Below are 25,361 nucleotides of genomic sequence, written 5' to 3' on the forward strand. Positions count from 1 at the left end.
CATTTGTAGGAATGACCTCTTGCACATAAATCAATATATTGAATTATTACACTAATATTAATTTCAATATTTACACAATCCGCAAATAATTTGAGTTTTCAACTAACCATTTTAGGCACAGGCTCTGCCACACCCGTTTTAACGAGAAACCCAACGGCTCATCACTTACAGATTGAGCAGGATGGTTATTTGATTGACTGTGGAGAAGGCACTCAAAATCAGTTACTTCATTATAAAATCAGGACTACAAAACTCAAGTATATTTTTATTACCCATCTCCACGGTGACCATTTCTTTGGATTAATCGGACTTTTATCTACATTAAATATGCATCGTAGAATAGAAGATTTATGGATTTTTGCACCGAAAGGTTTAGCAGAAATCATTACTATCCAATTAAAGTATTCTGATACTCGCTTAAATTTTAAAATACATTTTACCGAAACACAAACAGAAAAATCGTACTTACTTTTTACGAACGAACACGTAAAAATCACCACCATCCCATTAATTCATCGGGTGCCTTGTTGTGGTTTCTTGTTTCAAGAAAGAAGGAAAAAAAGAAAAATTATTAAGACTACCAGACCCACAGATTTATCTTTTGAGCAAATCAAACGATTGAAAGATGGGGAAGATATTTTGAATGATGATGGCAGTATTAAATATAAAAATGAAGACTATACTATCCCTTCTTTAAAAAGTGGTAGCTATGCATTTTGCTCTGATACGCTTTATAACGAAGCCATTATTGACATCATTAAAAATGTAGATTTGTTGTATCATGAAGCTACTTTTCTGGATGAATTATTACCAAGGGCTATCCAAACCAATCATTCTACGACCAAACAAGCTGCCTTGATTGCCAAAAAAGCACACGTAGGCAAGCTTATTATCGGTCATTATTCTTCACGATACAAAGAATTGGATACTCATCTAGCAGAAGCTCGTGAGGTATTTATGAACACCTATTTAGCCGTAGAAGGTGAAACCCATAAAATACGTGATATTAATATCAGGCTTTAATTACCGAATAAGATTGACCCATCCTTTGAACTCTCGTTTAGTGAATTTCAATAAGTAATAATATTCTGAAGAAGCGTGCTCTCCACCAGACCATTTGAAATCCCTCTCTTTAGATTCATAAATCATCGACCCCCAACGATTAAAAATTTGGATGTATTCAAATTTTTCAAAACAATTATTCTCAGGTAAGTCTGTCAGGGTAAAGTATTCATTCTTTCCATCTCCGTTGGGCGTAAAGACATTTACTGGCTTAAAAGTCTGGTAATCAACAATTTTACTTTTCAATACTACATTCACCGATACTGTATCAAATCTATTGGGGCTACAGGAATTATCTTCCGTAATAAAATTAATCACATAACTTGCCTGATCGTTTCCATTCAATAAACTACAGTCTATTTTCCATGCAAAAGGGTTAATTATTTTTGCTACACCATTTTTATCTGTCCATACTGCTCCTATTTTCGATAAATCAAAGCCTTTGCCTATAGCATACAATTTTATAGGGTCAGCATCGGGGTCTTGCGAAGTAACATCAAAATTAATAGGTTGAACATCGGTTCCATCTAATATAATTTCAATCTCGTTTTTGGCTAAAGAAGTCACAACGTTGGGTGGTCGGCTATCAATTGGTAAAGCCTTTAAATTAACGGAGATACTATCTTTTAAATTTCTACCACATCGTGTATCGATAACATAAAAATCTACGATATAATCATTAGCTCTGACGGCAGTACAGGGCGGCGTCCAAGTAAAAGGAGAACTAACCGTTCCTAGTCCCGTAACAGAACCAAAATTCATTCCCACATCAGCAAGATTAAACCCTCTTCCTTTGGCCGTAATGATGATATTATCATTATCAATATCTTGCCCGAATAAATTAAATTTCAGGAGATTATTAATGACAGTTTCGCCTTTTCTATTTAATAAATCTGTAGAAATGGTTGGTTTATTGTTCAAGGCTGGTTCAATAATTACCTTTATTTTTAAAGTACTTATCAAAGGTTGCGGACAACCATCATCTGAGGCTATTAAATCAAAAAGTAATGGCTTGCCATCAAAGCTAGCCGTACATTCATCAAAACATAATTCAGCCCTTAGCGTATCTTTATAAGTATTGGTACGAATGGATGTTGGGGATAACGTAAATGCCCCCGTAAAATTAGTTGGCTGAATCTTTAAGTTTAATGTTTGATTCGGGTCTAAATCAGTCACCAAAAAATCTAGGCATTTCTTGTCTCCAGCCTTCATTGTTATGGTTTGAGTAACATCCGTAAAAACACCTTTCCCTTTCTCTCTTAAAAAGCTTTGAGGAGGATTATTTGTCGGACAGTCTATCACTTTCAACTGAAAGTCCCTTCGCACCTCTCCTATCTTCTTGCCATTTCTATATTCTTCTGTTAGCACACAAAACACATATAAGCCTAATAAATCCGTCGTTACAGTCAGTTGTCCCGTTCTGGCATTTACTCTTAGCGGCTGAGGCCCAGGTATCATGTTATTAACACCAAAACCTGTTTGCCAGCGCACAAGCGGATAATTGCTACTTCCTGTTGGCAAGTCTGGCTTAGGAGCCAGTGTGCTTGAATAGCCATTATAGGGCGTTACTAAAGAATAAACTAGGCTGTCTCCATCTGCATCAGTAGCGCCAAATTCAAAAACAAAGGGGCGTCCTCTACAAATATAATCACCAGTAAGTTTGCCAAATTTTGGAGATGAGTTAGTGAATGCATTTCCGTTTTGCTTCTGAGCAGGAAAAGCCAAATAAAATACCGAACCAGCAGCTTCTGGATTTTGAATGTTAGTAATAATATTATTTCTACAACAACGTTCCCATGCAAAGTAATAGCCGTCAGGATCATTATACCTATCAGGGTCTAAATACACTAAATTACTGTAACGCATTAGCCGCGTTCTTACAGAATTATTCTGGACACAGCTTGGATTAGAGTAGCTAATTAAACTATCGCTGACAATGTATAAATCCCCACGCCCCATGAATAAGTTATCTCTTTTCCTGAAAACAGCTAATGTGATAATAGCGTCTTTTGCTCCTACTTGACCATTAATATCGTCAAAATACAAATTAAGGTTCAACCTGTGGGTGAAACCTCCTTCATTCTTCACTACTTGTAAATCTATTTCACCCCCAACGATGTGGGTGGCCTGCACTTGAAAAAACGAGAAGAAAATGATTATAATTAAGAGTATAGTTTTTTTCATATTATTTTAAACAGGAGGTTTACAAAATCATTGATTAACAAAGTATTCTATAATATTACTGACAATATTTAAGTGCTAAAGGTTGTTCTTAATTCCTTCAATTTTTGTTAAATTCAGTTATATTATTGTAATATGTTTTGTTAATGACTTCTAAACGAATTATAGCTACGTTAAATATATACATAATACAGCTTTTTATTATTAAAAGCCTGAACAAACAAAAAAGACGCTTCGTAAATAGGCTAAAATTTAAATATCTTTATATCGTTTTAAAAATTTCTATATCATTTTAACACTATAGAATTAATAGGCTAATAGCCAAGCAATTAGGATAAAATATTCCGATACAAGATTAAACATTTTTAGTTTTTGAAGCTTTTTAAGTGATTAATGAACAAAAAAGTAATTTTTTTTACAAAAAACTTATAAATTAAACAAAAATGAAATTTTGATATATTTTCAATTAAATTTTAACGTATAAATGATTCAAAATTGTAAAAACATAAAATTTAAGATTAAAAAAGCCTTATTTTTATGAAAATAATAATCATATTCAAAAAACAATGTTTTAAGGAATACCTTTAAAAAATTGCATCTAACTAAGATTAAATTTTACGAATTCTTGAAATTATATCATTCAGATGATTATTCGGCAAAATGCTATTTTTTCCAAAGAATTTCTTGTATATCTTTGTAATAGCGAAACAGATAACAATACATTCTTCATTTTCCATAAAGTTTTAGTAAATATTATATCTTACTTCAATTTTACTATTTACAAATTATACTCTATTTCACTGACAATTTTTCAATATTATAGCAAAACAATTGCCACTAACATAATCTCAAGTTCTCTGTTAGTAAATTTAAAACAGACCCATTACCATGACTAATTTCGACAATAAAGGTTTGTACCGTAAAGAATTCGAGCATGATGCTTGTGGAATCGGCTTCGTAGCAAACATGAAAGGACGCAAGTCTCATAAGGTAGTTACGGATGCAATCCAGATGCTCATTCGAATGGACCACCGTGGTGCATGCGGCTGTGACCCTAACTCAGGTGACGGTGCAGGAATTTTATTACAGATTCCTCATGAATTCTTTTTGGAAGAATGTACAAATTTAGGTATTGATTTACCTGCTGCCCGTGAATACGGAGTAGGTATGACCTTCTTTCCAAAAGACAAGACAATTCGTGAAGAATGTAAGGAAATCATTACCCGAAAGGCCAAACGCTTAGGCTTAGAAATTTTGGGTTATCGTGTAGTTCCATGTGACAATTCTGAAATTCTAGGTGCGGAATCTGGAAATACAGAACCACAAATGGAGCAATTATTCATCAAACGTCCAGCTACCATCACGGATGAAATGGAGTTTGAAAGGAAATTGTATGTTTTCCGTCAGTACACGGCTCGTATCATCAACGAAACAGTTAAAGGTTTAGATAATAAATTTTACTTTGCTTCATTGTCTGCTCATACTATCATTTACAAAGGTATGTTAACGACAATGCAGGTGCCAGGATATTTTGATGATTTAAAACGTGAAGAATTTACTTCTGCTTTGGCAATTGTTCACTCACGTTTCTCAACAAATACCTTCCCTGAATGGAAACTTGCTCAGCCATTCCGTTTTATCGGTCACAATGGTGAGATTAATACTGTAAAAGGTAATGCCGCTTGGATGCAGGCTCAATCAGCATTGTTTGAATCAGAGCACTTCACTAAGGAAGAAATGGACATGATTTTACCAGTTTGTCAATTAGGACAATCTGACTCTGCCATTTTGGATAATGCTATCGAATTATTGTATATGAGTGGCCGTTCGCTTCCACACGTGATGATGATGTTGATTCCTGAAGCTTGGGACGGCAACGAGCAAATGGAGCAATACAAGAAAGATTTCTATGAGTATCACGCAGCCATGATGGAGCCTTGGGATGGTCCTGCTTCAATTTCATTCACGGATGGAAAAATGATTGGGGCTACATTAGATAGAAATGGGTTACGTCCATCTCGTTATTGGGTTACTGATGACGATTTCGTAATCATGGCTTCTGAAGCGGGTGTATTGGATATTGATCCTGCTAAAATTGTATCAAAAGGTCGTTTACAACCAGGTAAAATGTTTGTTGTAGACATGGAAGCTGGTCGTATTATTCCTGACGATGAATTAAAAGAAAAAATCTGTCAACAGAATCCTTACGGAGAGTGGTTGAAAACGAATAAAATCAAAGTAGAAGATTTACCAGCCGCAGGTGCTGAATACCGTACGCCATTTGAACGTGAATTATTATTGCGTCAACAAGTATTCGGTTTCACTACTGAAGACTTAAGAGTAATTCTTTCACAAATGGTTGAAACGGGTAAAGAAGCGTTAGGCTCAATGGGTGTAGATACGCCATTGGCTATCCTTTCAGACCAAGCTCAACATTTATCTTATTACTTTAAGCAATTGTTTGCTCAGGTAACCAACCCACCAATTGACTCAATCCGTGAGCGTACAGTAATGTCGCTTTTATCAGACATCGGTGGTTTGAAAAACTTGTTGAAAGAATCTCCTGAGCATTGCCGTCAGATTGAAATTCGTCAGCCAGTTTTAACAAATGGTGAAATAGAGAAGATTCGTTGGATAGACCACAAAAACTTCCAAACGAAATCTATCCATACTACTTTCCGTGCTACGGGAGAAAAAGGTCAATTAAAAAGAGCGTTAGACAGAATTTGTCAATATGCGGAAGATGCCGTTGATGATGGATATGCTATCATTTTATTAACTGACCGTGGTGTTGATTCTTCACATGCTCCTATTCCATCATTATTGGCGGTAGGTGCTGTACATCATCACTTAATCAGAAAAGGCAAGAGAGCCCAAACAGGCTTGATTGTAGAAGCTGGTGATGTTTGGGAAACACATCATTTCGCTACACTGATTGGCTTTGGTGCTTCGGCAGTAAACCCTTACATGGCATTTGAGACAATCAATGGTATGAAGGAAAAAGGTATTCTACAAGTAGATTACCCTTATGAAAAACTACAGGCTAATTATATCAAGGCTGTTAATGGTGAATTATTGAAGATATTCTCTAAAATGGGTATTTCAACACTTCAATCATACCAAGGTGCTCAGATTTTCGAAATCGTTGGTTTAGGGAAAGAAGTAGTTGATACTTATTTCGCAGGTGCTATCTCAAGAATCGGTGGTATCGATTTAGAGGGTATTGCTAAAGAAGCTTTAATCAAACACAAAAACGGTTACCCTGAGTTACCAGTGGCTAATCCTAAATTGGAAGTTGGAGGTATTTATCAATGGAAACAACGTGGTGAAGCCCACTTGTTCAACCCTGATACTATTCACCTTTTACAACAATCAACGAAGACTAATAGCTATACTCAGTATAAAAAATATTCTAAATTAATTGATGACCAATCTGAAAAAGCGATGACTCTACGTGGTTTGCTTAAATTCAAGAAAGGTAAATCAATCGATATTAGCGAAGTAGAACCGATTGAAAGTATTTTCAAACGTTTTGCTACAGGTGCGATGTCATTCGGTTCAATCTCGTATGAAGCCCATACTACTTTGGCCATTGCGATGAACCGTATCGGAGGTAAATCTAACTCGGGTGAAGGTGGTGAAGACCCAATCCGCTTTAATCCTCTTGAAAACGGAGATTCTATGAACTCTGCTATCAAGCAAGTAGCTTCTGGACGTTTCGGTGTAACGGCGCATTATTTAACGAATGCTACTGAACTACAAATCAAAATGGCTCAGGGTGCTAAGCCTGGTGAAGGTGGACAGTTACCTGGTCATAAAGTAGATGATTGGATTGGTAAGACGCGTCACTCTACTCCAGGGGTTGGTTTGATTTCTCCTCCTCCTCACCACGACATTTACTCTATCGAAGATTTAGCACAATTAATTTTCGATTTGAAAAATGCTAACCGTGCAGCTAGAATTTCAGTAAAACTAGTATCAGAAGCAGGCGTAGGAACGATTGCAGCGGGTGTAGCAAAAGCACATGCTGACCATATTTTGATTGCTGGACACGATGGAGGAACTGGAGCATCTCCACTTTCATCAATCCGTCATGCTGGTTTACCTTGGGAACTTGGTTTAGCAGAGGCACACCAAACATTGGTAAGAAACAAATTGCGTGGACGTGTTACTGTTCAAACGGATGGACAAATCAGAACTGGTAAAGATTTAGCAGTAGCGGCTTTATTAGGTGCTGAAGAATTCGGTGTGGCAACAGCAGCCCTAGTGACAGCAGGTTGTATCATGATGCGTAAATGTCATGTGAATACTTGCCCAGTAGGTGTAGCAACGCAAGACCCACGTTTAAGAGCACTATATACTGGACACCCAGACCACGTAGTAAATCTATTTACGTTCTTGGCAACTGAATTCCGTGAAATCATGGCTGAATTAGGTTTCAGAACGGTTAACGAAATGGTTGGTCAGGCTGATAGATTAGAAATGAAAGAAGCTTTAAGCAACTGGAAACTTAAACATTTAGATTTATCACCAATCTTGTACAAACAACCAATGTCATTGGATGTAGCATTATACAAACAAGAAGATCAAGACCATGGTTTACAAGACCAGATTGATTGGAAATTGTTGGAAATTGCCAAACCAGCCCTTGAAAGTGGAGAAAAAGTAACGGGTGAATTAAGTGTGATTAACGTGAATCGTACGATTGGTACGATGCTTTCAAACGAAATCACGAAAAAATACGGTGCAAAAGGTTTACCTAGCGACACTATCCATGTGAAATTTAACGGAACTGCTGGCCAATCATTTGGTGCGTTCTCTGTAAATGGTATCACATTTGAATTAGAAGGAGACTCTAACGATTATATCGGAAAAGGACTTTGTGGAGCTAAACTAATTGTATATCCTAGTAAAAAAGCAACATTCAACCCATCTGAAAATGCCGTAGTTGGTAACGTATCATTCTATGGTGCAACATCTGGCGAGGCATATTTAAGAGGTATGGCTGGTGAACGTTTCTGTGTAAGAAATTCGGGTGCTAAAGTTGTTGTAGAAGGTATTGGCGACCACGGTTGTGAATACATGACGGGCGGTTTAGTAGTTATCTTAGGCGAAACTGGTAGAAACTTCGGTGCGGGTATGTCTGGTGGAGTAGCTTATATCTGGGACAAAAAAGGAGATTTTGCTCCTAAATTAAACCCAGAAATGGTAGCCATTGAAGAATTGACCGTTGAAGATGAAAATATCTTGAAAATGTATGTAGAACAACATTTACAATATACAGATTCGGATACTGCCAAAACGATTCTTGATAATTGGGCTACTACTCTACCACAGTTTTTAAAAGTAATGCCTCAAGATTTCAAAAAAGCACTTGCTTCACGCAATATCAGTGTGGCAGAGGTTTTAGAAAACAAGGATGTTGTTTACAAAGATATTCAAGTAGAAATTGCACATTAATATCATTTGAAAACTTGAAAATGCGTCAATTCAAATCAATTTGAGTTGACGCATCCCAAAATCAATCACTATAGAAAAAATTATACAAGGTTGATTTCAAATTTTCAAATCCTCAAATTTTCAAATTAAAGAAATGGGAAAACCAACAGGATTTTTAGAGGTTACTAGAGAAACTCCAAAGAAAAGACTCGTAACAGAACGTGTCGCAGACTATAAAGAAATAGATATTGATTTTACTACGGATAAAGTAAAAGCTCAAGCAAGTCGTTGTATGGATTGTGGGGTACCTTTTTGCCACAGTGGTTGTCCGCTAGGCAATATTATTCCCGAATTCAACGATGCAGTTTATGATCAAAACTGGGCTTATGCGTATGAGATTCTTTCTTCTACCAATAATTTTCCAGAATTTACAGGACGTATTTGTCCAGCACCTTGCGAATCTGCTTGTGTGTTAGGTATCAATAAACCTCCTGTAACGATTGAGTATATCGAAAAATCTATCATCGAATACGCTTTCGGTAATGGTTTAGTAAAACCAAACATTCCTACCAAACGCACAGGTAAAAAAGTAGCAGTAGTAGGTTCTGGTCCTGCAGGAATGGCTTCAGCGGCACAGCTAAACAAAGCTGGGCATACTGTCACTGTTTTTGAACGTGCTGATAGAATCGGTGGACTTTTACGCTATGGTATTCCTGATTTCAAATTAGAAAAATGGGTTGTTCAACGTCGTGTTGAAGTAATGGAGCAAGAAGGAATTGTTTTCAAAACGAATACAAATGTTGGTGTTGACATCAAGGCTGACGATTTGTTGGAAGATTTTGATTTAGTCATTCTTTCAGGCGGTTCAACAGTGCCAAGAACATTAGGAATACCTGGTTCTGATTTGAAAGGTGTGTATCCTGCTATGGAATTCTTATCACAACAAAACAAAAGAGTATCTGGTATAGAACGAGAAGTAAACCACATGGGTATGCCTTATTCTATGGGAGATCTTTATGCTACTGATAAAAATGTGGTAGTAATTGGTGGTGGTGATACTGGTTCTGACTGCGTTGGTACTTCAAACCGCCATAAAGCAAAATCTGTTACGCAGGTTGAAGTAATGCCAATGCCTCCATTGGAAAGAGCTGCGCATACTCCGTGGCCAAACTGGCCAATGATGTTGCGTACTTCAACGTCGCACGAAGAAGGAGCTGACCGTCACTGGTCTATCGCAGTAAAAGAGTTTGTTGGTGACGAAAATGGTAACCTAAAAGCCCTTAAAATTGCAGACATTGCATTAGAAGTGATTGATGGTAAAGCTCATCAAGTTCATAAAAACGACCGTGAAATTCCTGTTGAGTTAGCATTAATTGCAGCAGGTTTCTTACATCCACAACGTGAAGGTATCTTAGCACAATTGGAAGAAAAAGGTTTAGAATTTGACGAAAGAGGCAATGTAAAGGCCTATAACTATCAAACAGCAATAGATAAAGTATTTGCTGCTGGAGATATGCGCAGAGGACAGTCATTAGTAGTATGGGCTATTTCAGAAGGTAGAGAAGCTGCTCGTGCTGCTGATATTTACCTGATGGGACAATCTGTACTAGAAGCTAAAAATGTGTCAAGTTTTGCTGTAGTATAACATAACCTAGCTTGCTTTAGCATATAAAAAGCCGTCAATTCTAAAGAATTGACGGCTTTTTATGCCAATACTTCTATCCTATTTCTGCTTACCTTCCTGAATTCACTAGGTGTTCTGGCTTTCTTTTTTAAAAATACTCTATTGAAGTAAGTAATACTTTCAAAACCCGTTTGAAAACCTATTTCAGCGATTGTCTTATCTGATTCTGTCAATAATAAACACGCCTTGCCTATTCTAATTTCGTTTAAGTAATCAGAATAAGTTTTGCCCGTCATTCTTTTAAAGAATTTACAAAACGCACTCTCTGATAAATGAATTAAATCGGCAACATCTTTTAACGACATATTTTTTGATGAATTCCTTAACATATACTCAAAAATTGTATTAATCCTTAATTCATTTTCTTCATTTTTAATAGGTTGGAAAAACGGAGATGCTAATACTTGATACTCCAATACTGTAAGCATATCAAATATTTCCAGTAAAGCGTTAACCCTTGCAATCCCTTGTGTTTGACTAATATTTGCCATTTTATGGATAATTTCATTTGTAGGTTTAGGAAAATACAAACCTTGACCACAAATAGTCAATATTTTTTTCAATTGATTAAATTCGTTCAGGGTTAAAAAACGTTCAATAAAATGACTGGAAAATTGTATGACTACCGCGGCTGAAACTATGTTTTTTTCTTTATCACTCATCCATGTGTGGGGTAAATCTGGACCAATCAAGACCAAATCTCCTTTTTGAAAACGTTCAAAAGAATCCCCTATAAATCTATCTCCTACACCACTTTCAATAAGTGTCAACTCAAATTCAGGATGATAATGCCATTTATATTCAAAATGTGGCGTGCTGTATTGGTTAATTCTGAATGAATTCACATAGGCATCTGCACTCAAATCTTCCAGTATTGCTTTCATCTAAACACTATTTTTTACCTAAAGTTATGATTATAAATTTTAAAATTCAATATAGTGTTATGTTTTGAATTTTTAGTGCCGAATAGTTTTTTGTATTATAAATAGCTTTGCAAGTCAATTCTTTGCTGAATACAAAACCTTAATGTAATGTTTGAAATCGCCACATCCGTTTTGGATGCTCTTAAAGAGCCTTACAATTTAAGTCGAGAACAAATTGAGTTTTACCAAGAATACCGCTATATAAAACTCAAAAATGTATTTAATAAAGATATAATTAATCTCTATAATCTTGTCATAAGAGAAAAAGTACGTGAACTAAATACCATGCATTTGCCGCTTAACGAAAGGGATATTTATAATAAAGCTTTCTTACAAATCATGAATATTTGGACTCATAGTGCTACCATTAAGGAATTTGTATTCAGTAAAAGAATTGCAAAAATCGCTAGCGATTTAATGCAAGTAGAGGGGGTTAGGATATATCATGACCAAGCACTTTTTAAAGAACCTCACGGAGGTTTCACTCCTTGGCATGCCGACCAATATTATTGGCCTTTGGCAAGTGATAAAACCGTTACGGCTTGGATACCATTACAGGAAACCCCGTTAGAGATGGGTCCGTTAGAGTTCAGTGCTAAAAGCCATTTGATGCAAGAAGGCAGAAACCTAGCAATAAGTGATGATAGCGAGGTAGAAATCCAGCAAAAATTAAGGTTGGGAGACTTTCAACAAATTACTGAACCATTCGAGTTAGGAGAAGTGAGTTTTCATTCAGGCTGGCTTTTTCATAGAGCTGGGGCTAACCAAACGGATAAAATGCGGGAAGTGATGACCATGATTTATATGGATAAAGACATGGTTCTGAAACAACCTAATAATAAAAATCAAGAAGCCGATTGGAAAACTTGGTGTCCCGGTGCTAAAGTTGGCGAAATAATAAACACTCCTATTAATCCAGTACTATACGAAAATACCCATGATTAAACCGTGGGTATTCCAATAGAATAATAAAATGAGGGTTAAAACAAGTCCTCATTAATCAACTCAATAGTAAGCCATCCTGCATGACTAATTTTCTATCCGCCATATTGGCCAGTTCTTCATTATGCGTAACAATGACAAACGTTTGATTAAATTGGTCGCGGAGGTTAAAAAAAAGCTCGTGTAATTCTTGTGCATTTTTTGAATCTAAATTTCCTGAAGGTTCATCCGCAAAAATAATTGATGGCGAATTAATCAATGCACGTGCAACGGCAGTTCGTTGTTGTTCCCCACCAGACATCTGCGAAGGTAAATTGTGAATCCTATCTTTCAAGCCCAACAATACTAAAAGCTCTTCGGCCTTCTGCTCAATGTTTTTACTTTTCCCTCCAATATACGCAGGCATACAAACATTTTCTAGGGCTGTAAATTCACCTAAAAGGTTGTGAAACTGAAAAATAAAGCCAAGTCGTTCATTTCTAAATTTAGCCAAAGCACTATCTTTCAAGCTAGTAATTTCTGTATTATCAATAAATACTTGTCCTGTATCAGGTCTATCGAGTGTACCCGCAATATGCAAGAGCGTACTTTTCCCTGCCCCAGAAGCTCCGACAATAGATGCTACTTCTCCTTGATTAATCTGTAAATCAATACCTTTCAAAACATTTAAGTTTCCGTAGGTCTTTGTGATATTTTTAACTACTAACATTTTTTCTTTTTCAATGAATATTCGCTGAAACAAAACAACGATAAAAAATGTGGAATTACTATATTTGTCTTGAATAATTACTTTCTTAGGAGTTCAAAAAAGTTGATAAACTATAAATATTTACCAAATAAAAGCGCTTAATTAAATTGTTTGTAAGTAATTTAGCAAACGAATTAATTTCGACATAAAAAACTGTATCAAATGAACATTCACGAGTATCAAGGTAAAGACATTTTGAAAAGTTATGGTGTCCGTATTCAAGAGGGCATCGTAGTCGATACACCAGCACTGGCAGTAGAAGCTGCCCGAGAGTTGTCGGCAAAAACTGGTACACAGTGGCACGTAATTAAAGCCCAAATTCATGCCGGTGGGCGTGGAAAAGGTGGTGGAGTAAAACTTGCTAAAAATTTAGATGAAGTTCGCCAAAAATCAGAACAGATTTTGGGAATGCAATTGATTACTCACCAAACAGGACCAGAAGGTAAAAAAGTTAATAAGGTCTTAATTGCAGAGGACGTTTATTATCCTGGCCCATCTGAGCCAAAAGAGTTCTATATTTCTATTTTGTTGGATAGAGGTAAAGCTTGCAATGTAATCATGGCATCTACAGAAGGTGGTATGGACATTGAAGAGGTAGCAGAACATACTCCTGAAAAAATTATTAAAGAATGGATTGATCCAAGAGTAGGTTTACAAGCATTCCAAGCGCGTAAAATTGCTTTTGCTTTAGGTTTATCAGGTGACGCTTTCAAAGAAATGGTGAAATTTATCAATTCTCTTTACAAAGCTTATGTTGAAACTGATTCTTCGATGTTTGAAATCAACCCTGTGTTGAAAACTTCAGACAACAAAATCTTAGCAGTTGACGCTAAAGTAAATTTGGATGATAATGCTTTGTATCGCCATGCAGATTTTATTCCATTGCGTGATGTTGAAGAGGAAGATCCATTAGAAGTAGAAGCATCTAAGAACGATTTGAACTACGTAAAATTAGATGGTAACGTTGGATGTATGGTAAACGGAGCTGGTTTAGCGATGGCTACTATGGACATCATTAAATTATCTGGTGGTGAGCCTGCCAACTTCCTAGATGTTGGGGGAGGAGCTAATGCTAAAACGGTAGAAGCTGGTTTCCGTATCATTTTGAAAGATCCAAACGTTAAAGCTATCTTGATTAATATTTTTGGTGGTATCGTTCGTTGCGACCGTGTTGCTACTGGTGTTGTTGAAGCTTACAAAGCTATCGGTGATATTCCTGTACCAATCATTGTTCGTTTACAAGGAACTAACGCTGCTGAAGGAGCTAAAATCATTGATGATTCAGGCTTGAAAGTATTCTCGGCTGTTTTATTGAAAGATGCAGCTACTAAAGTTGAAGAAGTATTAGCAGCAATGTAATCTTATATTAGCGTAAATTAAAAAGGCGGAGAATCTAAGATTCTTCGCCTTTTTAATGATTCATCAATCGTGAAATACTAGTTTCTCTTTACTCCACCTTTAGTGCCATTATAATATTGTGTGGCTTCAGGTAAAAGTCTTTTTATATCAGCAATACGTTGTTGATCTGAAGGGTGAGTCGACAAAAATACGGGAGGTTTAGAACCACTGCCAGATTGTGCTGCCATTCTTCCCCAAAAAGCAACAGCTTCTTCTGGATTATATCCCGCCATGGCCATGAATATTAATCCTAAGTGATCAGCCTCTGATTCTTGATTACGTCCGAATGCCAACATTCCTATTTGAGCTCCCGCTGGTGCAGCTACACTAAATACGCTATTCCACAAATTTTGTGTTGCACTAGGTTTATTTTGCATCGCAATTCCTAAGCCTGCTTGTCCTGCTGACAACAAACCTTGCGCTAGCATTCCTTGGCTCATTCTTTCGCTACCATGCTTAGCAATGGCGTGTGAAACCTCATGCCCCATTACTACAGCTAAACCTGTCTCATTCTGTGTAATTGGCAAAATACCTGTATATACTACCATTTTACCTCCTGGCATACACCAAGCATTCACTTGGCTACTTTGTACTAGTTCAGTTTGCCATTGATAGCCTTTTAGATATTCTGGAGCATTATTCTGATCGAAATATGCTTGGGCAGCTTTCGCAATTTTATCACCTACTCTTTTAACCATTGCAGCTTGCTGAGTATTAGCAGCCACTACTTTATTGGTATCTAAGAACTGCTTATAACTAGTTAAAGCCATGGCATTCATTTCATCATCTGAAACTAATAATAATTGACTACGACCTGAAATGGGCACTTTTGTGCAAGCCCATATTGATGTTAGGAGAATTGCTCCATACAAAACGATTTTTTTCATTTTCTGAAAAGGATTAAGAGATACTGATTTTCTGCTGTAAAATTAGTATTAAATAATCATACCAACACAGCATAAAGAATATAGCAAATTAGAATTAAGATGTAAAAATCTAAAAAAGGTTCTAAATTTCTATATTTTAGGGGTATTTTTGTAAAAAATTCATAAAACGAAAAGAAATGAAAATTTTGTGCATTGGTAGAAATTACGCTGAACATATTGCCGAATTAAATAATGAGCGACCGTCTGAACCTGTAGTTTTTATAAAACCAGATACAGCCATCCTAAAAGACAACGAGGCATTTTATCATCCTGATTTTTCAAACGACATTCATCATGAAGTAGAAATCGTCTTGAAAATCAATAAGATGGGTAAAAACATTGAGGCTAAATTTGCCAATAAATACTATGAAGAAATAGGCATTGGTATTGATTTTACGGCAAGAGATATTCAGTCAAAATTAAAAGAAAAAGGATTGCCTTGGGAAAAAGCCAAAGCCTTTAATGGCTCTGCTCCTATTTCTGGGTTTGTTTCAAAAACTGAATTTCCTGATTTAAAAAATTTAAATTTCCATTTAGAAATCGATGGAGAAACGCGTCAGACAGGTAACACTTCGATGATGCTTTGGAATTTTGACGAAATCATTGCGGAAATTTCAAAATATTTCACCTTGAAAACAGGCGATTTAATCTTTACTGGTACTCCTGCTGGCGTAGGCAAAGTAAAAATCGGCAATAAATTAAGTGCATTTATTGAAGGCAAAGAAATGCTATCTTTTGAAATCAAGTAAACTGTAACTCAATTTTCATCTTTTATCGTATTATCCTTATTGAAAATTACGTTGCATCAATTTATGAAATTAAAAATCTTTCTGTTTTGTAGCCTTTTTTCATTTCAGAATTTAGCTCAAAAAACAAAGCTTCTTTATCCGAAAGATTATTTTCTCTTTCCAATCAATCCCAAGCAACAAAACTATTTGGCAGGTGGAATGGGTGATTTGCGTGCAGACCATTTTCATGCTGGAATTGATATTAAAACTCAAGGAAGAGAAGGTTTAGCCGTTCAGGCTACGGCTGATGGTTATGTTTCTGAAATCAGGGTGCAAACTTCTGGCTATGGAAATGTTATTTTCTTAACCCACCCAAATGGATATGTTTCTGTATATGGGCATTTAAAAGAATTTGTAGAGCCATTAGCGACTTACGTTAAGAAAAAAAGATTAGAAAGCCAGACATTTGAGATTCAGTTAAAGCCTGCACCCAATGAGTTTGTCGTAAAAAAAGGACAAGTAATTGGCTATTCGGGCAATACAGGAGGGTCAGCAGGGCCACATTTACACTTTGAAATAAGGGATGCAAATAATAATATTCTGAATCCTCTGAATTTTGGGTTTTCAGAGATAAAAGACAACACCCCTCCTATTTTTCAGCAATTGTACATCAAAACGCTGAGTACAGATGCAAGAGTGAATGGTGAGTTTGGTAGAAAGGCTTTTATCCCTATCAAAAAGTCAGATGGTACTTATACGCTTAATGCCAATGTTTCGGTAGTTGGAGAAATCGGTTTGGAATTGATGGCGGTTGATAAAATGAATGATACCCATAATTCTAATGGGTTGACTTGTACGGAGCTTCTAGTAGATGGGCAAGAGATTCATTACTTCCATCTTGAGCAATTTCCCAATGCAGTATCGCATGATATTAATGTGCATACCGATTACGCCTATGAAAAAACAATAGGGCATAGAATCCAGAAATTGTTCCAAGATGATGGAAATGAGGAATTGCCAGTGTACAAAGCGATTTTGAGCAAAGGAAAACTTAATTTACAAGATGGTAAAACACATCAAGTAAGTATTAAGATATGGGATGCTTATGAAAATGGAAGTACGTTGAGTTTTACGATAAGAGGCGAAAAGCCTGAAAGTTCAGTTACTGCTAGTCCTAATAAATTGCCTGTAAATATTAATTATAGTACTGATGATAATACCTTAATCATTAAAGCACGCAACTTGAAGACAGTCAATTCGATAGCTATTTTAAATTTTGAAAAATCATCGACAGAATTGGCAATAAGTTATGTAAAAAACAATGAAGCTGTGTATCTTTGGGACTTGAAGAAAGGCTTACCTAAATCTATCCGCATTGATAGTGTAGAGAAGGCTCTAAACTTACAGAAAACTATTCTTCCCAATCAAGCAAGTAGCTATGTTTCAGATAAACTTTCAATCATTTTTGATACTAAAACACTGTATGATACGCTTTATTTAGAAACAAATACGATTGCTAATCGTATAGAAATTGGACAACCTACAATACCGCTTCGTAATTCAATCAATGTAAGTTTCCAGCCTGATACTAAAGTAAGTTTACCCGAAAAGACATCGGTGTACTATACTTCGCGAAATCAAAGAAGGTTTTTAGGAGGCAAGTGGAATTCTGATAGGATTGTATTTAAAGCTGGATTACTAGGTCAGTTTACACTATTAACTGATACGATTCCGCCCAAAGCAAGTTTTGTAAGTAAAAGCCCCAATTATGTAGCCATTAGAATTTATGATAATCTTTCGGGTATCAAAAGCTTTAAAACATATCTGAATGATACTTATATCTTGACAGATTATGATGCAAAAAGAGCATTACTCTGGACAGTAAAAGCAGATTCTACTCAAAATTTCGTTGGTAAACTTCGTTTGGATTTAGAAGATAATCAAGGTAATAAAAGTTCATTTGTCACTGAAGTTGACGAACATACGAAAGTTGTAGCAACAAAGAAAGAAAAGAAGGGCAAAACAAAACATAAGGCTGAGGCGAAAGCCAAAAAAGGGACGAAGAAAAAGAAAAAGCATTAAGACTATAGTCAAATCATTGAAAATTGTCTTTATAAAATAGATAGAAATGAAATTAGCAGTCGGAGATAAAGCACCAGATTTTGAACAAAAAGACCAGCACGGCAATTTGGTTAAGTTGTCGGATTTTGAAGGTAAAAAAGTAGTGTTATACTTTTATCCAAAAGATGATACTCCTGGTTGTACGGCTCAGGCTTGTAATTTAAACGAAAACTTGCCTGCCTTGCGTGCCAAAGGTTTTGAGATTATTGGGGTGAGTGTAGATGGACAAAAGGCTCATCAGAAATTCATCAAAAAGTATGATTTAAAGTTTACCTTACTTTCGGATGAAGACCATCAACTAGTAGAAGCTTACGGTGTGTGGGTAGAAAAATCGATGTATGGCAAAACCTATATGGGTACTGCCAGAACTACTTTCGTCATCGATGAAAAGGGCATCATTACTGATATTATTGAAAAAGTAAAGACAAAAGAGCATACCTCGCAAATTATTGAAGCATAATTAACTAGAAAAACGACTTATAAAAGATTACAAAAATTAATCAAACACAAATGGAAATTACTGAATTACAAAAAGTTGCTTCGCAAGTACGTCGTGACATCGTACGTCAAGTGCACGCTTGTCAGTCTGGGCACCCAGGCGGTTCTTTAGGCTGTACTGATTTATTGGTAGGTCTTTACTTCGACCAAATGACTTTAAAATCAGATGAAGCTGGAAACAAAGTTTTCGATATGAACGGAATTGGTGAAGATCTTTTCTTCTTATCAAATGGACATATTTCACCAGTACTTTATTCAGTATTAGCACGTGCTGGCTATTTTCCAGCGGCTGAATTAGCAACTTTCCGTAAATTAAATTCACGTCTTCAAGGTCACCCTACTCCACACGAACATTTAGAAGGTATTCGTATTGCTTCGGGTTCATTAGGACAAGGTATGTCTGTTGCGATTGGTGCGGCTCAAGCAAAAAAATTAAATAAAGATAATTCATTGGTATTTGTACTAATGGGTGACGGAGAACAAAACGAAGGTCAAGTTTGGGAAGCAGCGATGTATGCTCCACACCATAAAGTAGATAACTTGGTAGCAATTATTGACTATAACGGTCAGCAAATAGACGGTCCTACAGATAAGGTTATGAACAACCGTGACTTAGGTGCTAAATATACTGCCTTTGGTTGGAATGTTATCAAAATGAATGGTAACGACATGGCCGATGTAGTGAAAGTATTAGCAGAAGCTCGTGCATTTTCTGGAAACGGACAGCCTACAATGATTTTAATGACGACAGACATGGGTGCTGGTGTTGATTTCATGATGGGTTCACACAAATGGCATGGAGTTGCTCCAAACGAAGAGCAATTAGCTGCGGCATTAGCGCAGTTACCTGAAACTTTGGGAGATTATTAATCTAACTTAACCCAAAGTTTAATATTATTGCTCAATTTATCTATCAAATACTGTTTAACAGCTTTTGATTTACATAGAAATTCAACATGAAAAAATATACTTTCACAGAAAAAAAAGATACTCGTTCTGGCTTTGGTGCTGGAATGCAAGTGTTGGGACAAACCAACCCAAATGTTGTAGCACTTTGTGCTGACTTAATTGGCTCATTGAAATTGGATGCTTTTATCAAAGAAAATCCAGAGCGTTTTTTCCAAACTGGTATTGCTGAGGCAAATATGATTTGTATCGCTGCTGGTTTAACTATCGGTGGAAAAATTCCTTTTGCTACTACTTTTGCTAACTTCGGTACTGGTCGTGTGTATGACCAAATTCGTCAGTCGGTAGCATATTCACACAAAAATGTTAAAATCGCTTGTTCACACGCTGGTTTGACATTGGGTGAAGATGGTGCTACTCACCAAATTCTTGAAGATTTAGGTATGATGAAAATGCTTCCAGGCATGACAGTAATCAATCCTTGCGATTATAACCAAACTAAAGCTGCTACTATTGCAGTGGCTGAACATGAAGGTCCAGTTTATTTGCGTTTTGGTCGTCCAGTAGTACCAATCTTTACTGATCCAGACCAAGAATTTATCATCGGAAAAGCTTGGACTGTAAACGAAGGGAAAGATGTAAGTATTTTTGCAACTGGTCACTTGGTATGGGAAGCTATCTTAGCAGGTGAAATTTTAGCTGAAAAAGGTATCGATGCAGAAATTATCAATATTCACACAATTAAACCTTTGGACGAAGAAGCTGTCTTAGCTTCAGTTCGCAAAACTGGTTGTGCTGTTTCTGCTGAAGAACACCAAATTGCAGGTGGCTTAGGTGATTCTATCGCTCAAGTATTAATCAAACAACACCTTGCTCCATTAGAATACGTTGGCGTAGAGGATTCATTCGGTGAATCAGGAACTCCTGCTCAATTAATGGAAAAATATGGTTTAAATGCAGCATCAATTGTTGAAAAAGCATTGAAAGCGATTGCTCGCAAACAAGCTTAATTTTTTCAATTTATCATATTATCAGGCAAAAGGCGAATAAGTATAAGTAATTAGAAGAAATAAATACGCTAATTACTATTCTTTTCGGCTTTTGCCTTTTTTATTTTATGACTTGTGCCTATTTTGCATTTAGCATTCTAAGCCAAATGCCTAAAAATGACAGATAAAGAATTATTAGAAAAATTTGCTAACCCCGAAAGCCGAAATTATGCTTTCAATTTACTGGTACGTCAATATCAGCAGAAAGTATATTGGCATATTCGTAAAATGGTCATAGACCATGACGATGCCAATGACCTCACCCAAGACACTTTTATCAAAGCTTGGAAAGGTCTTGAAAATTTTAAGGGTGATTCACAATTATTTACATGGTTATATAGAATTGCAACAAATGAATGTTTGAACCATCTTAGTAAGAAAAAAAGACGCTTCTTTTTACCAATTAATGATATCACAGAAGAACTATCTAATAAACTACAAGATAGCGATTTAGTTTCTGGAGATGAAATACAACTTAAACTTCAAAAAGCTTTACTCACTTTGCCCGATAAGCAACGATTAGTATTCAACATGAAATATTATGATGAATTAAAATATGAAGAGATAGCCGAAATTACGGGTACTTCGGTGGGTGCCTTAAAGGCATCTTACCATCTAGCAGCAAAAAAAGTAGAAGAATACCTTAAAAATTCAATACTATAATAAAATGATTTCAATCTTTAAAAAAATTTAAAATCATTTTAAACCATTACAGACCAAGACAGTCAAAGCAGTATAATCATTAAAACAATGGAAAATAATAAGTTTGACATAGAAAAACTACCACGTGAGAATATTTTCAAAGTACCTGACAATTACTTTGATGAGCTTCCGATGTTAATACAATCGCAAACTTCTGCCAAATCTAAAACCATTCCTTTAGTTACTTGGTCTATGAAAAGGACTTGGGCAAGTGTAGCCGCTTGTGCTGCTATTGCTATCTTAGGATACTTTACTTGGATGCCAAAACAAGATGCGTTGGGGAATGAAGCCCTTGCTGAAGTACAAAATCAAGAAATCATTAATTATCTAATTCAACAGAATATTAACCAAACCGACCTTGCTGAACAATTTGAAAATGTTCAAACAAACAATAAGGTAGAGGTTGAAGAAACAAGTAATGATTCTGAATTATTAGATAATTTAAAAATAAATAGACAAGATATTTTACAAAGTATCGATTTAGACAACTTAGAAGAGAATATTTAATCAAATATCACGCATGAAAAAATCAGCCATTATTATCAGTTTAATTTGCTTTGTCTTCTCATTAAATGTAAAAGCGCAAGCACAAGACGAGCCATTAAAAGGCAAAGAAAAAATAAAAGCCGCTAAAGTTGGTTTAATCACTAACCGCTTAAATTTAAGTGAAGACCAAGCCAAAGGTTTTTGGGTAGTTTACAACGAATTCGATACCAAGCGCTGGGAAATCAGAAAAAGTATCAGACAGATTACTACTGAAAGTAGAAATACGACTAGCTCTGAAGATAAAATCTTATCTGATTTAAAAGAAATTTTAAATCTCAAACAAAAGGATGTTGATTTAGAAAAAGAATATATGTCGAAATTTCTAAAAGTCCTTAATGTTCGTCAGGTATCTGAATTATACAAAACGGAGCAACTTTTTAATGCGATGTTGTTCAACAAGCTCAATAAAGGCGAAGGAAAAATGCACAAGGAAAAACAACCTTAGACCAAAACTTAAATCCCTACAATTGTCAATGATTCAATTGTAGGGATTTTTTTATCATTTTAATTATTGGATTTCAGTCCCAAGCCTTTTGTAGGCTACTAATTGTTCTTCAGTGATTATCTCATCAGTAATCATTACATCAATATCAGCATAAGGACATACTACGAAACTATCTGCTGTATTTAGTTTTTCAGCGGTAATCAATGCAATTACTTTGGCTGATACTTCAACCATTTTCTTTTTTACTACGCATTCGCCCCAATCTGGAATCGTCACGCCAATTTCTGGATGAATTCCACATACCCCAATCAATAAAACATCTGCTCTGATTTTGCTTAACAACTCTATTACTTCAGTACCATACGTATTTTGCGCATCTTTAAATACCTTGCCCCCTAGCATAAATAATTCAATATTTGGATGTTCGCAAAGAATTTGGGCAATCGCAATACTCGTTGTAAAAACGGTGACTTTTAAAGAAGGAGACATTAATTTAGCTACCTCCATATTAGTAGAACCATTATCAAGGATAATTACTTGTCCATTTACAAAAAAACTTTGAGCCTTTTTGGCTAAAATCAGCTTTTCTTCGTGGTCTATATGAATCCTCTCTTTTAGCTTATAAGGGCTTGTCGCCTTGGGGATAGCTCCGCCATGTACTTTTTTCAGCAACCCGTCTTCGGCTAATTCATTTAAGTCACGACGGATGGTATCATCAGAAACATTAAGTATTTCTGCCAATTGAACCGAAGAAACCCTTTGATTAGTTTCTAACATCTTCAAGATGACCTGTAATCTTTCTTCCCTGAGCATATTTGCGGTTTAATTCGTTTTTATTCGGAATATTACACAAATTTAATAAATTATATTTTGATATATGCGGTTTATTGCGGTAAATTTGTCTAAATATTTTAAAAACCGCATGATGAGCATTGAACACATCGCTATTTGGACGATTGACTTGGAAAAAATGAAGTCATTCTATTGTCGTTTCTTCGGAGCAACAGCCAATCAAAAATATGTCAATATCAAAACAGGGTTTGAATCTTATTTTTTAAGTTTTACAAAAGGAGCGCGTTTAGAAATTATGTATTCACCATCAGTAGTAGATATTCCAAAAGATATTTTACTTCAAACAAAAGGATTGGTACACTTTGCAATAGCTGTTGGTAGTATAGAAAAAGTAAATGAATTAACAGAAACGTTAGCAAACGAAGGCTTTACTATTGTTGGTAAACCAAGAACAACTGGCGATGGTTACTACGAAAGTGTGGTGCTAGACCCTGAAAATAACAGAATTGAAATTACAGTATAAACTAAAACAGTATATTATTATTTATGAGAATCTTAATCGACATGGATGATGTGTTGGCAGACACAAGTTTAAAATTATTAAACGAAACGAATAAAAAATTAGGAACAAATTTTACTCGTGAGCAAATTTTAACACAGCCAGAAGTTTATAAGGCTTATTATGCACAATACACTACGGTGCGTGGAATGCTTTGGGAAAAAGGTTTTTTTGCAGATATTCCATTAATTCCGGGTGCGCAAGAGGTTGTTCAAAAGCTTCATGCCAAACACGAAATATTTATTGTATCAGCAGCTACTGAGTTTCCTTTATCAATGGAAGAGAAATTAGAATGGTTGGATAAATATTTTCCATACATTGGCTGGTCGCATACTGTTTTTTGTGGTCATAAATGGATGATAAAAGCTGATTATATCATTGATGATCATGAAAAAAACCTCATTAATTTTGAAGGAAAAGGTCTATTATTTGATGCCGCCCATAATCAACACGTAAAAGAATTTACAAGAGTACATTCTTGGAAAGAAATTGAGAGTATCTTGTTATAAGATGCTCCTTTATGCTTTTTAGCAAGTTCATAATAATCGCATTAACACTTTGGAAACTACTATTATTCAACATAACATTGGAAGGAATGCTCGCATTGCTACCAATGCTTTATTCTTTCTATGTGGAATTAGTTTTGCCTCATGGGCATCACGAATTCCAGATATGAAAGAACTATTACATTTAAGTGATGCTGCTTTGGGAACAGTATTATTTGCCATGCCTATTGGTAGCTTAACGGCATTACCCATTGCAGGGGTGATTATTCATAAATTCGGCAGTAAAAAAATTACTTTATTTGCTGTCTTTTTCTATTTTATTTCCCTTCCATTGCTTGGTCTTTCGGCTAGTCCAATAAACCTCGGTATCTCTTTATTTATTTTTGGTTTTGGTAGCGACTTACTAAATATTGCCATGAACGTACAAGCCGTTGGTGTAGAAAAACTACAGAAACGCTCTATTATGTCCTCTTTTCATGCAGTATTTAGCATAGGTTTTATGCTTGGAGCGGCTTTAGGGGGTATTATTGCCAAACAGGGTATTTCTACTTTTCAACATTTGGCAACAATTGGTAGTATCGACTTGCTGATTGGACTTATTTCATTTTCGTATTTATTACAAAACGACCATAAGTCAGACGAAAATCAACCCCTTTTCGCTATTCCTGATAAGTCTTTAATCATTTTAGGCATTATCTGCTTCTGTGGTATGTTATGCGAAGGTGCAATGGCCGACTGGAGTGTACTTTATTACAAACAAATCATGGATAACCCCAATGGTTTTGCCACGGCAGGGTTTACGGCATTCTCTGTGCTCATGGTAGTAGGAAGAATATTTGGAGATAAAATCTTACAAGCCCTTGGTCTTAGAAAAACCCTTCTTATTAATTGCTTACTAGTATTTGTCGGAATGTCAATTGCTATTTTTATTCCTTCACCTTTTACGGTTATTATCGGCTTTGGCATTACGGGCTTAGGACTTTCTACTATTGTTCCTCTGATTTATAGTGAAGCTGGTCATTCAAAAACAATGGCTGCTGGTGTGGCATTAGCTGCCATTTCTACGTTGGGTATTGCAGGTTTCTTAATTGGTCCCGTAATGATTGGTTATCTTTCTGAATTCTTTTCATTAAAAATAGCCCTTGCTTCATTAATTATTTTAGGCTTGTTAGGAAGTTTTTTAACCACCAAAATACCTGAATAGCA

21 protein-coding genes are annotated in these 25,361 nt (G+C 35.8%); 16 read left to right on the forward strand and 5 right to left on the reverse strand.

Features of this window, described 5'->3' with window-relative positions:
* The first annotated feature begins 90 nt into the window (after positions 1-90).
* Positions 91-1,023, forward strand: a complete 933-nt coding sequence (locus AC07N0_RS10945; RefSeq protein ID WP_494589204.1) for a ribonuclease Z — start codon at positions 91-93, stop codon at positions 1,021-1,023.
* Here the strand turns inward: AC07N0_RS10945 and AC07N0_RS10950 are convergent, their stop codons facing one another.
* Complete coding sequence (locus AC07N0_RS10950; protein WP_494589205.1) at positions 1,024-3,246, reverse strand: T9SS type B sorting domain-containing protein; 2,223 nt, start codon at positions 3,244-3,246, stop codon at positions 1,024-1,026.
* 885 nt (positions 3,247-4,131) lie between these two features.
* On the opposite strand from AC07N0_RS10950, the gene gltB reads away from it, so the two are divergent.
* Positions 4,132-8,703 (forward strand): glutamate synthase large subunit, encoded by a 4,572-nt coding sequence (gene gltB / locus AC07N0_RS10955; RefSeq protein WP_494589206.1) that lies wholly within the window; start codon positions 4,132-4,134, stop codon positions 8,701-8,703.
* A gap of 133 nt (positions 8,704-8,836) precedes the next feature.
* Complete coding sequence (locus tag AC07N0_RS10960) at positions 8,837-10,327, forward strand: glutamate synthase subunit beta (protein ID WP_492799711.1); 1,491 nt, start codon at positions 8,837-8,839, stop codon at positions 10,325-10,327.
* 59 nt (positions 10,328-10,386) lie between these two features.
* Here AC07N0_RS10960 and AC07N0_RS10965 read toward each other — a convergent pair whose 3' ends face one another.
* Complete coding sequence (locus tag AC07N0_RS10965; RefSeq protein WP_494589207.1) at positions 10,387-11,250, reverse strand: AraC family transcriptional regulator; 864 nt, start codon at positions 11,248-11,250, stop codon at positions 10,387-10,389.
* 147 nt (positions 11,251-11,397) lie between these two features.
* On the opposite strand from AC07N0_RS10965, the gene AC07N0_RS10970 reads away from it, so the two are divergent.
* On the forward strand, positions 11,398-12,234 hold the full coding sequence (locus AC07N0_RS10970; RefSeq protein ID WP_494589208.1) for a phytanoyl-CoA dioxygenase family protein: 837 nt from the start codon (positions 11,398-11,400) through the stop codon (positions 12,232-12,234).
* A gap of 55 nt (positions 12,235-12,289) precedes the next feature.
* On the opposite strand, the gene AC07N0_RS10975 is transcribed toward AC07N0_RS10970, so the two are convergent.
* Positions 12,290-12,940, reverse strand: a complete 651-nt coding sequence (locus tag AC07N0_RS10975; protein WP_492799714.1) for an ABC transporter ATP-binding protein — start codon at positions 12,938-12,940, stop codon at positions 12,290-12,292.
* 201 nt (positions 12,941-13,141) lie between these two features.
* On the opposite strand from AC07N0_RS10975, the gene sucC reads away from it, so the two are divergent.
* Positions 13,142-14,338, forward strand: coding sequence for an ADP-forming succinate--CoA ligase subunit beta (gene sucC / locus AC07N0_RS10980; protein ID WP_323250507.1), 1,197 nt, complete (start codon positions 13,142-13,144; stop codon positions 14,336-14,338).
* 77 nt (positions 14,339-14,415) lie between these two features.
* Here sucC and AC07N0_RS10985 read toward each other — a convergent pair whose 3' ends face one another.
* On the reverse strand, positions 14,416-15,264 hold the full coding sequence (locus tag AC07N0_RS10985) for a M48 family metallopeptidase (protein WP_492799715.1): 849 nt from the start codon (positions 15,262-15,264) through the stop codon (positions 14,416-14,418).
* A 176-nt stretch (positions 15,265-15,440) separates the two neighbouring features.
* Here AC07N0_RS10985 and AC07N0_RS10990 point away from each other — a divergent pair, with 176 nt between their 5' ends.
* From AC07N0_RS10990 to AC07N0_RS11025, 8 genes are all read left to right on the forward strand, one after another.
* A complete protein-coding gene (locus AC07N0_RS10990; protein WP_494589209.1) occupies positions 15,441-16,052 on the forward strand; it encodes a fumarylacetoacetate hydrolase family protein in 612 nt (203 codons plus the stop codon).
* A gap of 63 nt (positions 16,053-16,115) precedes the next feature.
* Positions 16,116-18,113: a M23 family metallopeptidase gene (locus AC07N0_RS10995; protein ID WP_494589210.1), complete on the forward strand. Its 1,998-nt coding sequence runs from the start codon at positions 16,116-16,118 to the stop codon at positions 18,111-18,113.
* Positions 18,114-18,159: 46 nt separating this feature from the next.
* Positions 18,160-18,612: a thioredoxin-dependent thiol peroxidase gene (gene bcp, locus AC07N0_RS11000; RefSeq protein WP_492799718.1), complete on the forward strand. Its 453-nt coding sequence runs from the start codon at positions 18,160-18,162 to the stop codon at positions 18,610-18,612.
* 50 nt (positions 18,613-18,662) lie between these two features.
* Positions 18,663-19,520 carry a transketolase gene (locus AC07N0_RS11005; RefSeq protein ID WP_494589211.1) on the forward strand — a complete coding sequence of 286 codons (858 nt, stop codon included), beginning with the start codon at positions 18,663-18,665 and terminating at the stop codon, positions 19,518-19,520.
* An 86-nt stretch (positions 19,521-19,606) separates the two neighbouring features.
* Positions 19,607-20,566: a transketolase family protein gene (locus AC07N0_RS11010; protein WP_492799720.1), complete on the forward strand. Its 960-nt coding sequence runs from the start codon at positions 19,607-19,609 to the stop codon at positions 20,564-20,566.
* A 156-nt stretch (positions 20,567-20,722) separates the two neighbouring features.
* Positions 20,723-21,268, forward strand: coding sequence for an RNA polymerase sigma factor (locus AC07N0_RS11015; RefSeq protein ID WP_494589212.1), 546 nt, complete (start codon positions 20,723-20,725; stop codon positions 21,266-21,268).
* 87 nt (positions 21,269-21,355) lie between these two features.
* Positions 21,356-21,814, forward strand: a complete 459-nt coding sequence (locus AC07N0_RS11020) for a hypothetical protein (RefSeq protein WP_494589213.1) — start codon at positions 21,356-21,358, stop codon at positions 21,812-21,814.
* Between the two features lie 13 nt (positions 21,815-21,827).
* Positions 21,828-22,298, forward strand: coding sequence for a hypothetical protein (locus tag AC07N0_RS11025; RefSeq protein WP_492799723.1), 471 nt, complete (start codon positions 21,828-21,830; stop codon positions 22,296-22,298).
* A 63-nt stretch (positions 22,299-22,361) separates the two neighbouring features.
* Here the strand turns inward: AC07N0_RS11025 and AC07N0_RS11030 are convergent, their stop codons facing one another.
* On the reverse strand, positions 22,362-23,111 hold the full coding sequence (locus AC07N0_RS11030; protein WP_494589214.1) for a DeoR/GlpR family DNA-binding transcription regulator: 750 nt from the start codon (positions 23,109-23,111) through the stop codon (positions 22,362-22,364).
* Between the two features lie 109 nt (positions 23,112-23,220).
* On the opposite strand from AC07N0_RS11030, the gene AC07N0_RS11035 reads away from it, so the two are divergent.
* Genes AC07N0_RS11035 through AC07N0_RS11045 form a run of 3 tightly spaced genes read left to right on the forward strand, consistent with a single transcriptional unit; the run spans position 23,221 to position 25,359 of the window.
* The gene (locus AC07N0_RS11035; protein ID WP_494589215.1) at positions 23,221-23,613 is read left to right on the forward strand and encodes a VOC family protein; all 393 of its coding nucleotides are present in this window, start codon (positions 23,221-23,223) and stop codon (positions 23,611-23,613) included.
* A 23-nt stretch (positions 23,614-23,636) separates the two neighbouring features.
* A complete protein-coding gene (locus AC07N0_RS11040) occupies positions 23,637-24,158 on the forward strand; it encodes a 5' nucleotidase, NT5C type (protein WP_323250531.1) in 522 nt (173 codons plus the stop codon).
* 49 nt (positions 24,159-24,207) lie between these two features.
* Positions 24,208-25,359 (forward strand): MFS transporter, encoded by a 1,152-nt coding sequence (locus tag AC07N0_RS11045; RefSeq protein WP_492799726.1) that lies wholly within the window; start codon positions 24,208-24,210, stop codon positions 25,357-25,359.
* Positions 25,360-25,361: the final 2 nt, after the last annotated feature.

This window comes from Arcicella sp. GW821-FHT09D11 (assembly GCF_059416265.1).

Excerpts from the sequence above, each read along its gene's own strand:
- AC07N0_RS11030 (WP_494589214.1), bottom strand. The coding sequence starts at position 23,111 with ATGCTCAGGGAAGAAAGATTACAGGTCATCTTGAAGATGTTAGAAACT.
- AC07N0_RS11020 (WP_494589213.1), top strand. The coding sequence starts at position 21,356 with ATGGAAAATAATAAGTTTGACATAGAAAAACTACCACGTGAGAATATT.
- sucC (WP_323250507.1), top strand. The coding sequence starts at position 13,142 with ATGAACATTCACGAGTATCAAGGTAAAGACATTTTGAAAAGTTATGGT.
- AC07N0_RS10975 (WP_492799714.1), bottom strand. The coding sequence starts at position 12,940 with ATGTTAGTAGTTAAAAATATCACAAAGACCTACGGAAACTTAAATGTT.
- AC07N0_RS10965 (WP_494589207.1), bottom strand. The coding sequence starts at position 11,250 with ATGAAAGCAATACTGGAAGATTTGAGTGCAGATGCCTATGTGAATTCA.
- AC07N0_RS11040 (WP_323250531.1), top strand. The coding sequence starts at position 23,637 with ATGAGAATCTTAATCGACATGGATGATGTGTTGGCAGACACAAGTTTA.
- AC07N0_RS11035 (WP_494589215.1), top strand. The coding sequence starts at position 23,221 with ATGATGAGCATTGAACACATCGCTATTTGGACGATTGACTTGGAAAAA.
- AC07N0_RS11010 (WP_492799720.1), top strand. The coding sequence starts at position 19,607 with ATGAAAAAATATACTTTCACAGAAAAAAAAGATACTCGTTCTGGCTTT.
- AC07N0_RS11005 (WP_494589211.1), top strand. The coding sequence starts at position 18,663 with ATGGAAATTACTGAATTACAAAAAGTTGCTTCGCAAGTACGTCGTGAC.
- AC07N0_RS11025 (WP_492799723.1), top strand. The coding sequence starts at position 21,828 with ATGAAAAAATCAGCCATTATTATCAGTTTAATTTGCTTTGTCTTCTCA.
- AC07N0_RS10995 (WP_494589210.1), top strand. The coding sequence starts at position 16,116 with ATGAAATTAAAAATCTTTCTGTTTTGTAGCCTTTTTTCATTTCAGAAT.
- AC07N0_RS11015 (WP_494589212.1), top strand. The coding sequence starts at position 20,723 with ATGACAGATAAAGAATTATTAGAAAAATTTGCTAACCCCGAAAGCCGA.
- AC07N0_RS10985 (WP_492799715.1), bottom strand. The coding sequence starts at position 15,264 with ATGAAAAAAATCGTTTTGTATGGAGCAATTCTCCTAACATCAATATGG.
- AC07N0_RS10950 (WP_494589205.1), bottom strand. The coding sequence starts at position 3,246 with ATGAAAAAAACTATACTCTTAATTATAATCATTTTCTTCTCGTTTTTT.
- AC07N0_RS10960 (WP_492799711.1), top strand. The coding sequence starts at position 8,837 with ATGGGAAAACCAACAGGATTTTTAGAGGTTACTAGAGAAACTCCAAAG.
- AC07N0_RS10990 (WP_494589209.1), top strand. The coding sequence starts at position 15,441 with ATGAAAATTTTGTGCATTGGTAGAAATTACGCTGAACATATTGCCGAA.
- bcp (WP_492799718.1), top strand. The coding sequence starts at position 18,160 with ATGAAATTAGCAGTCGGAGATAAAGCACCAGATTTTGAACAAAAAGAC.
- gltB (WP_494589206.1), top strand. The coding sequence starts at position 4,132 with ATGACTAATTTCGACAATAAAGGTTTGTACCGTAAAGAATTCGAGCAT.
- AC07N0_RS10970 (WP_494589208.1), top strand. The coding sequence starts at position 11,398 with ATGTTTGAAATCGCCACATCCGTTTTGGATGCTCTTAAAGAGCCTTAC.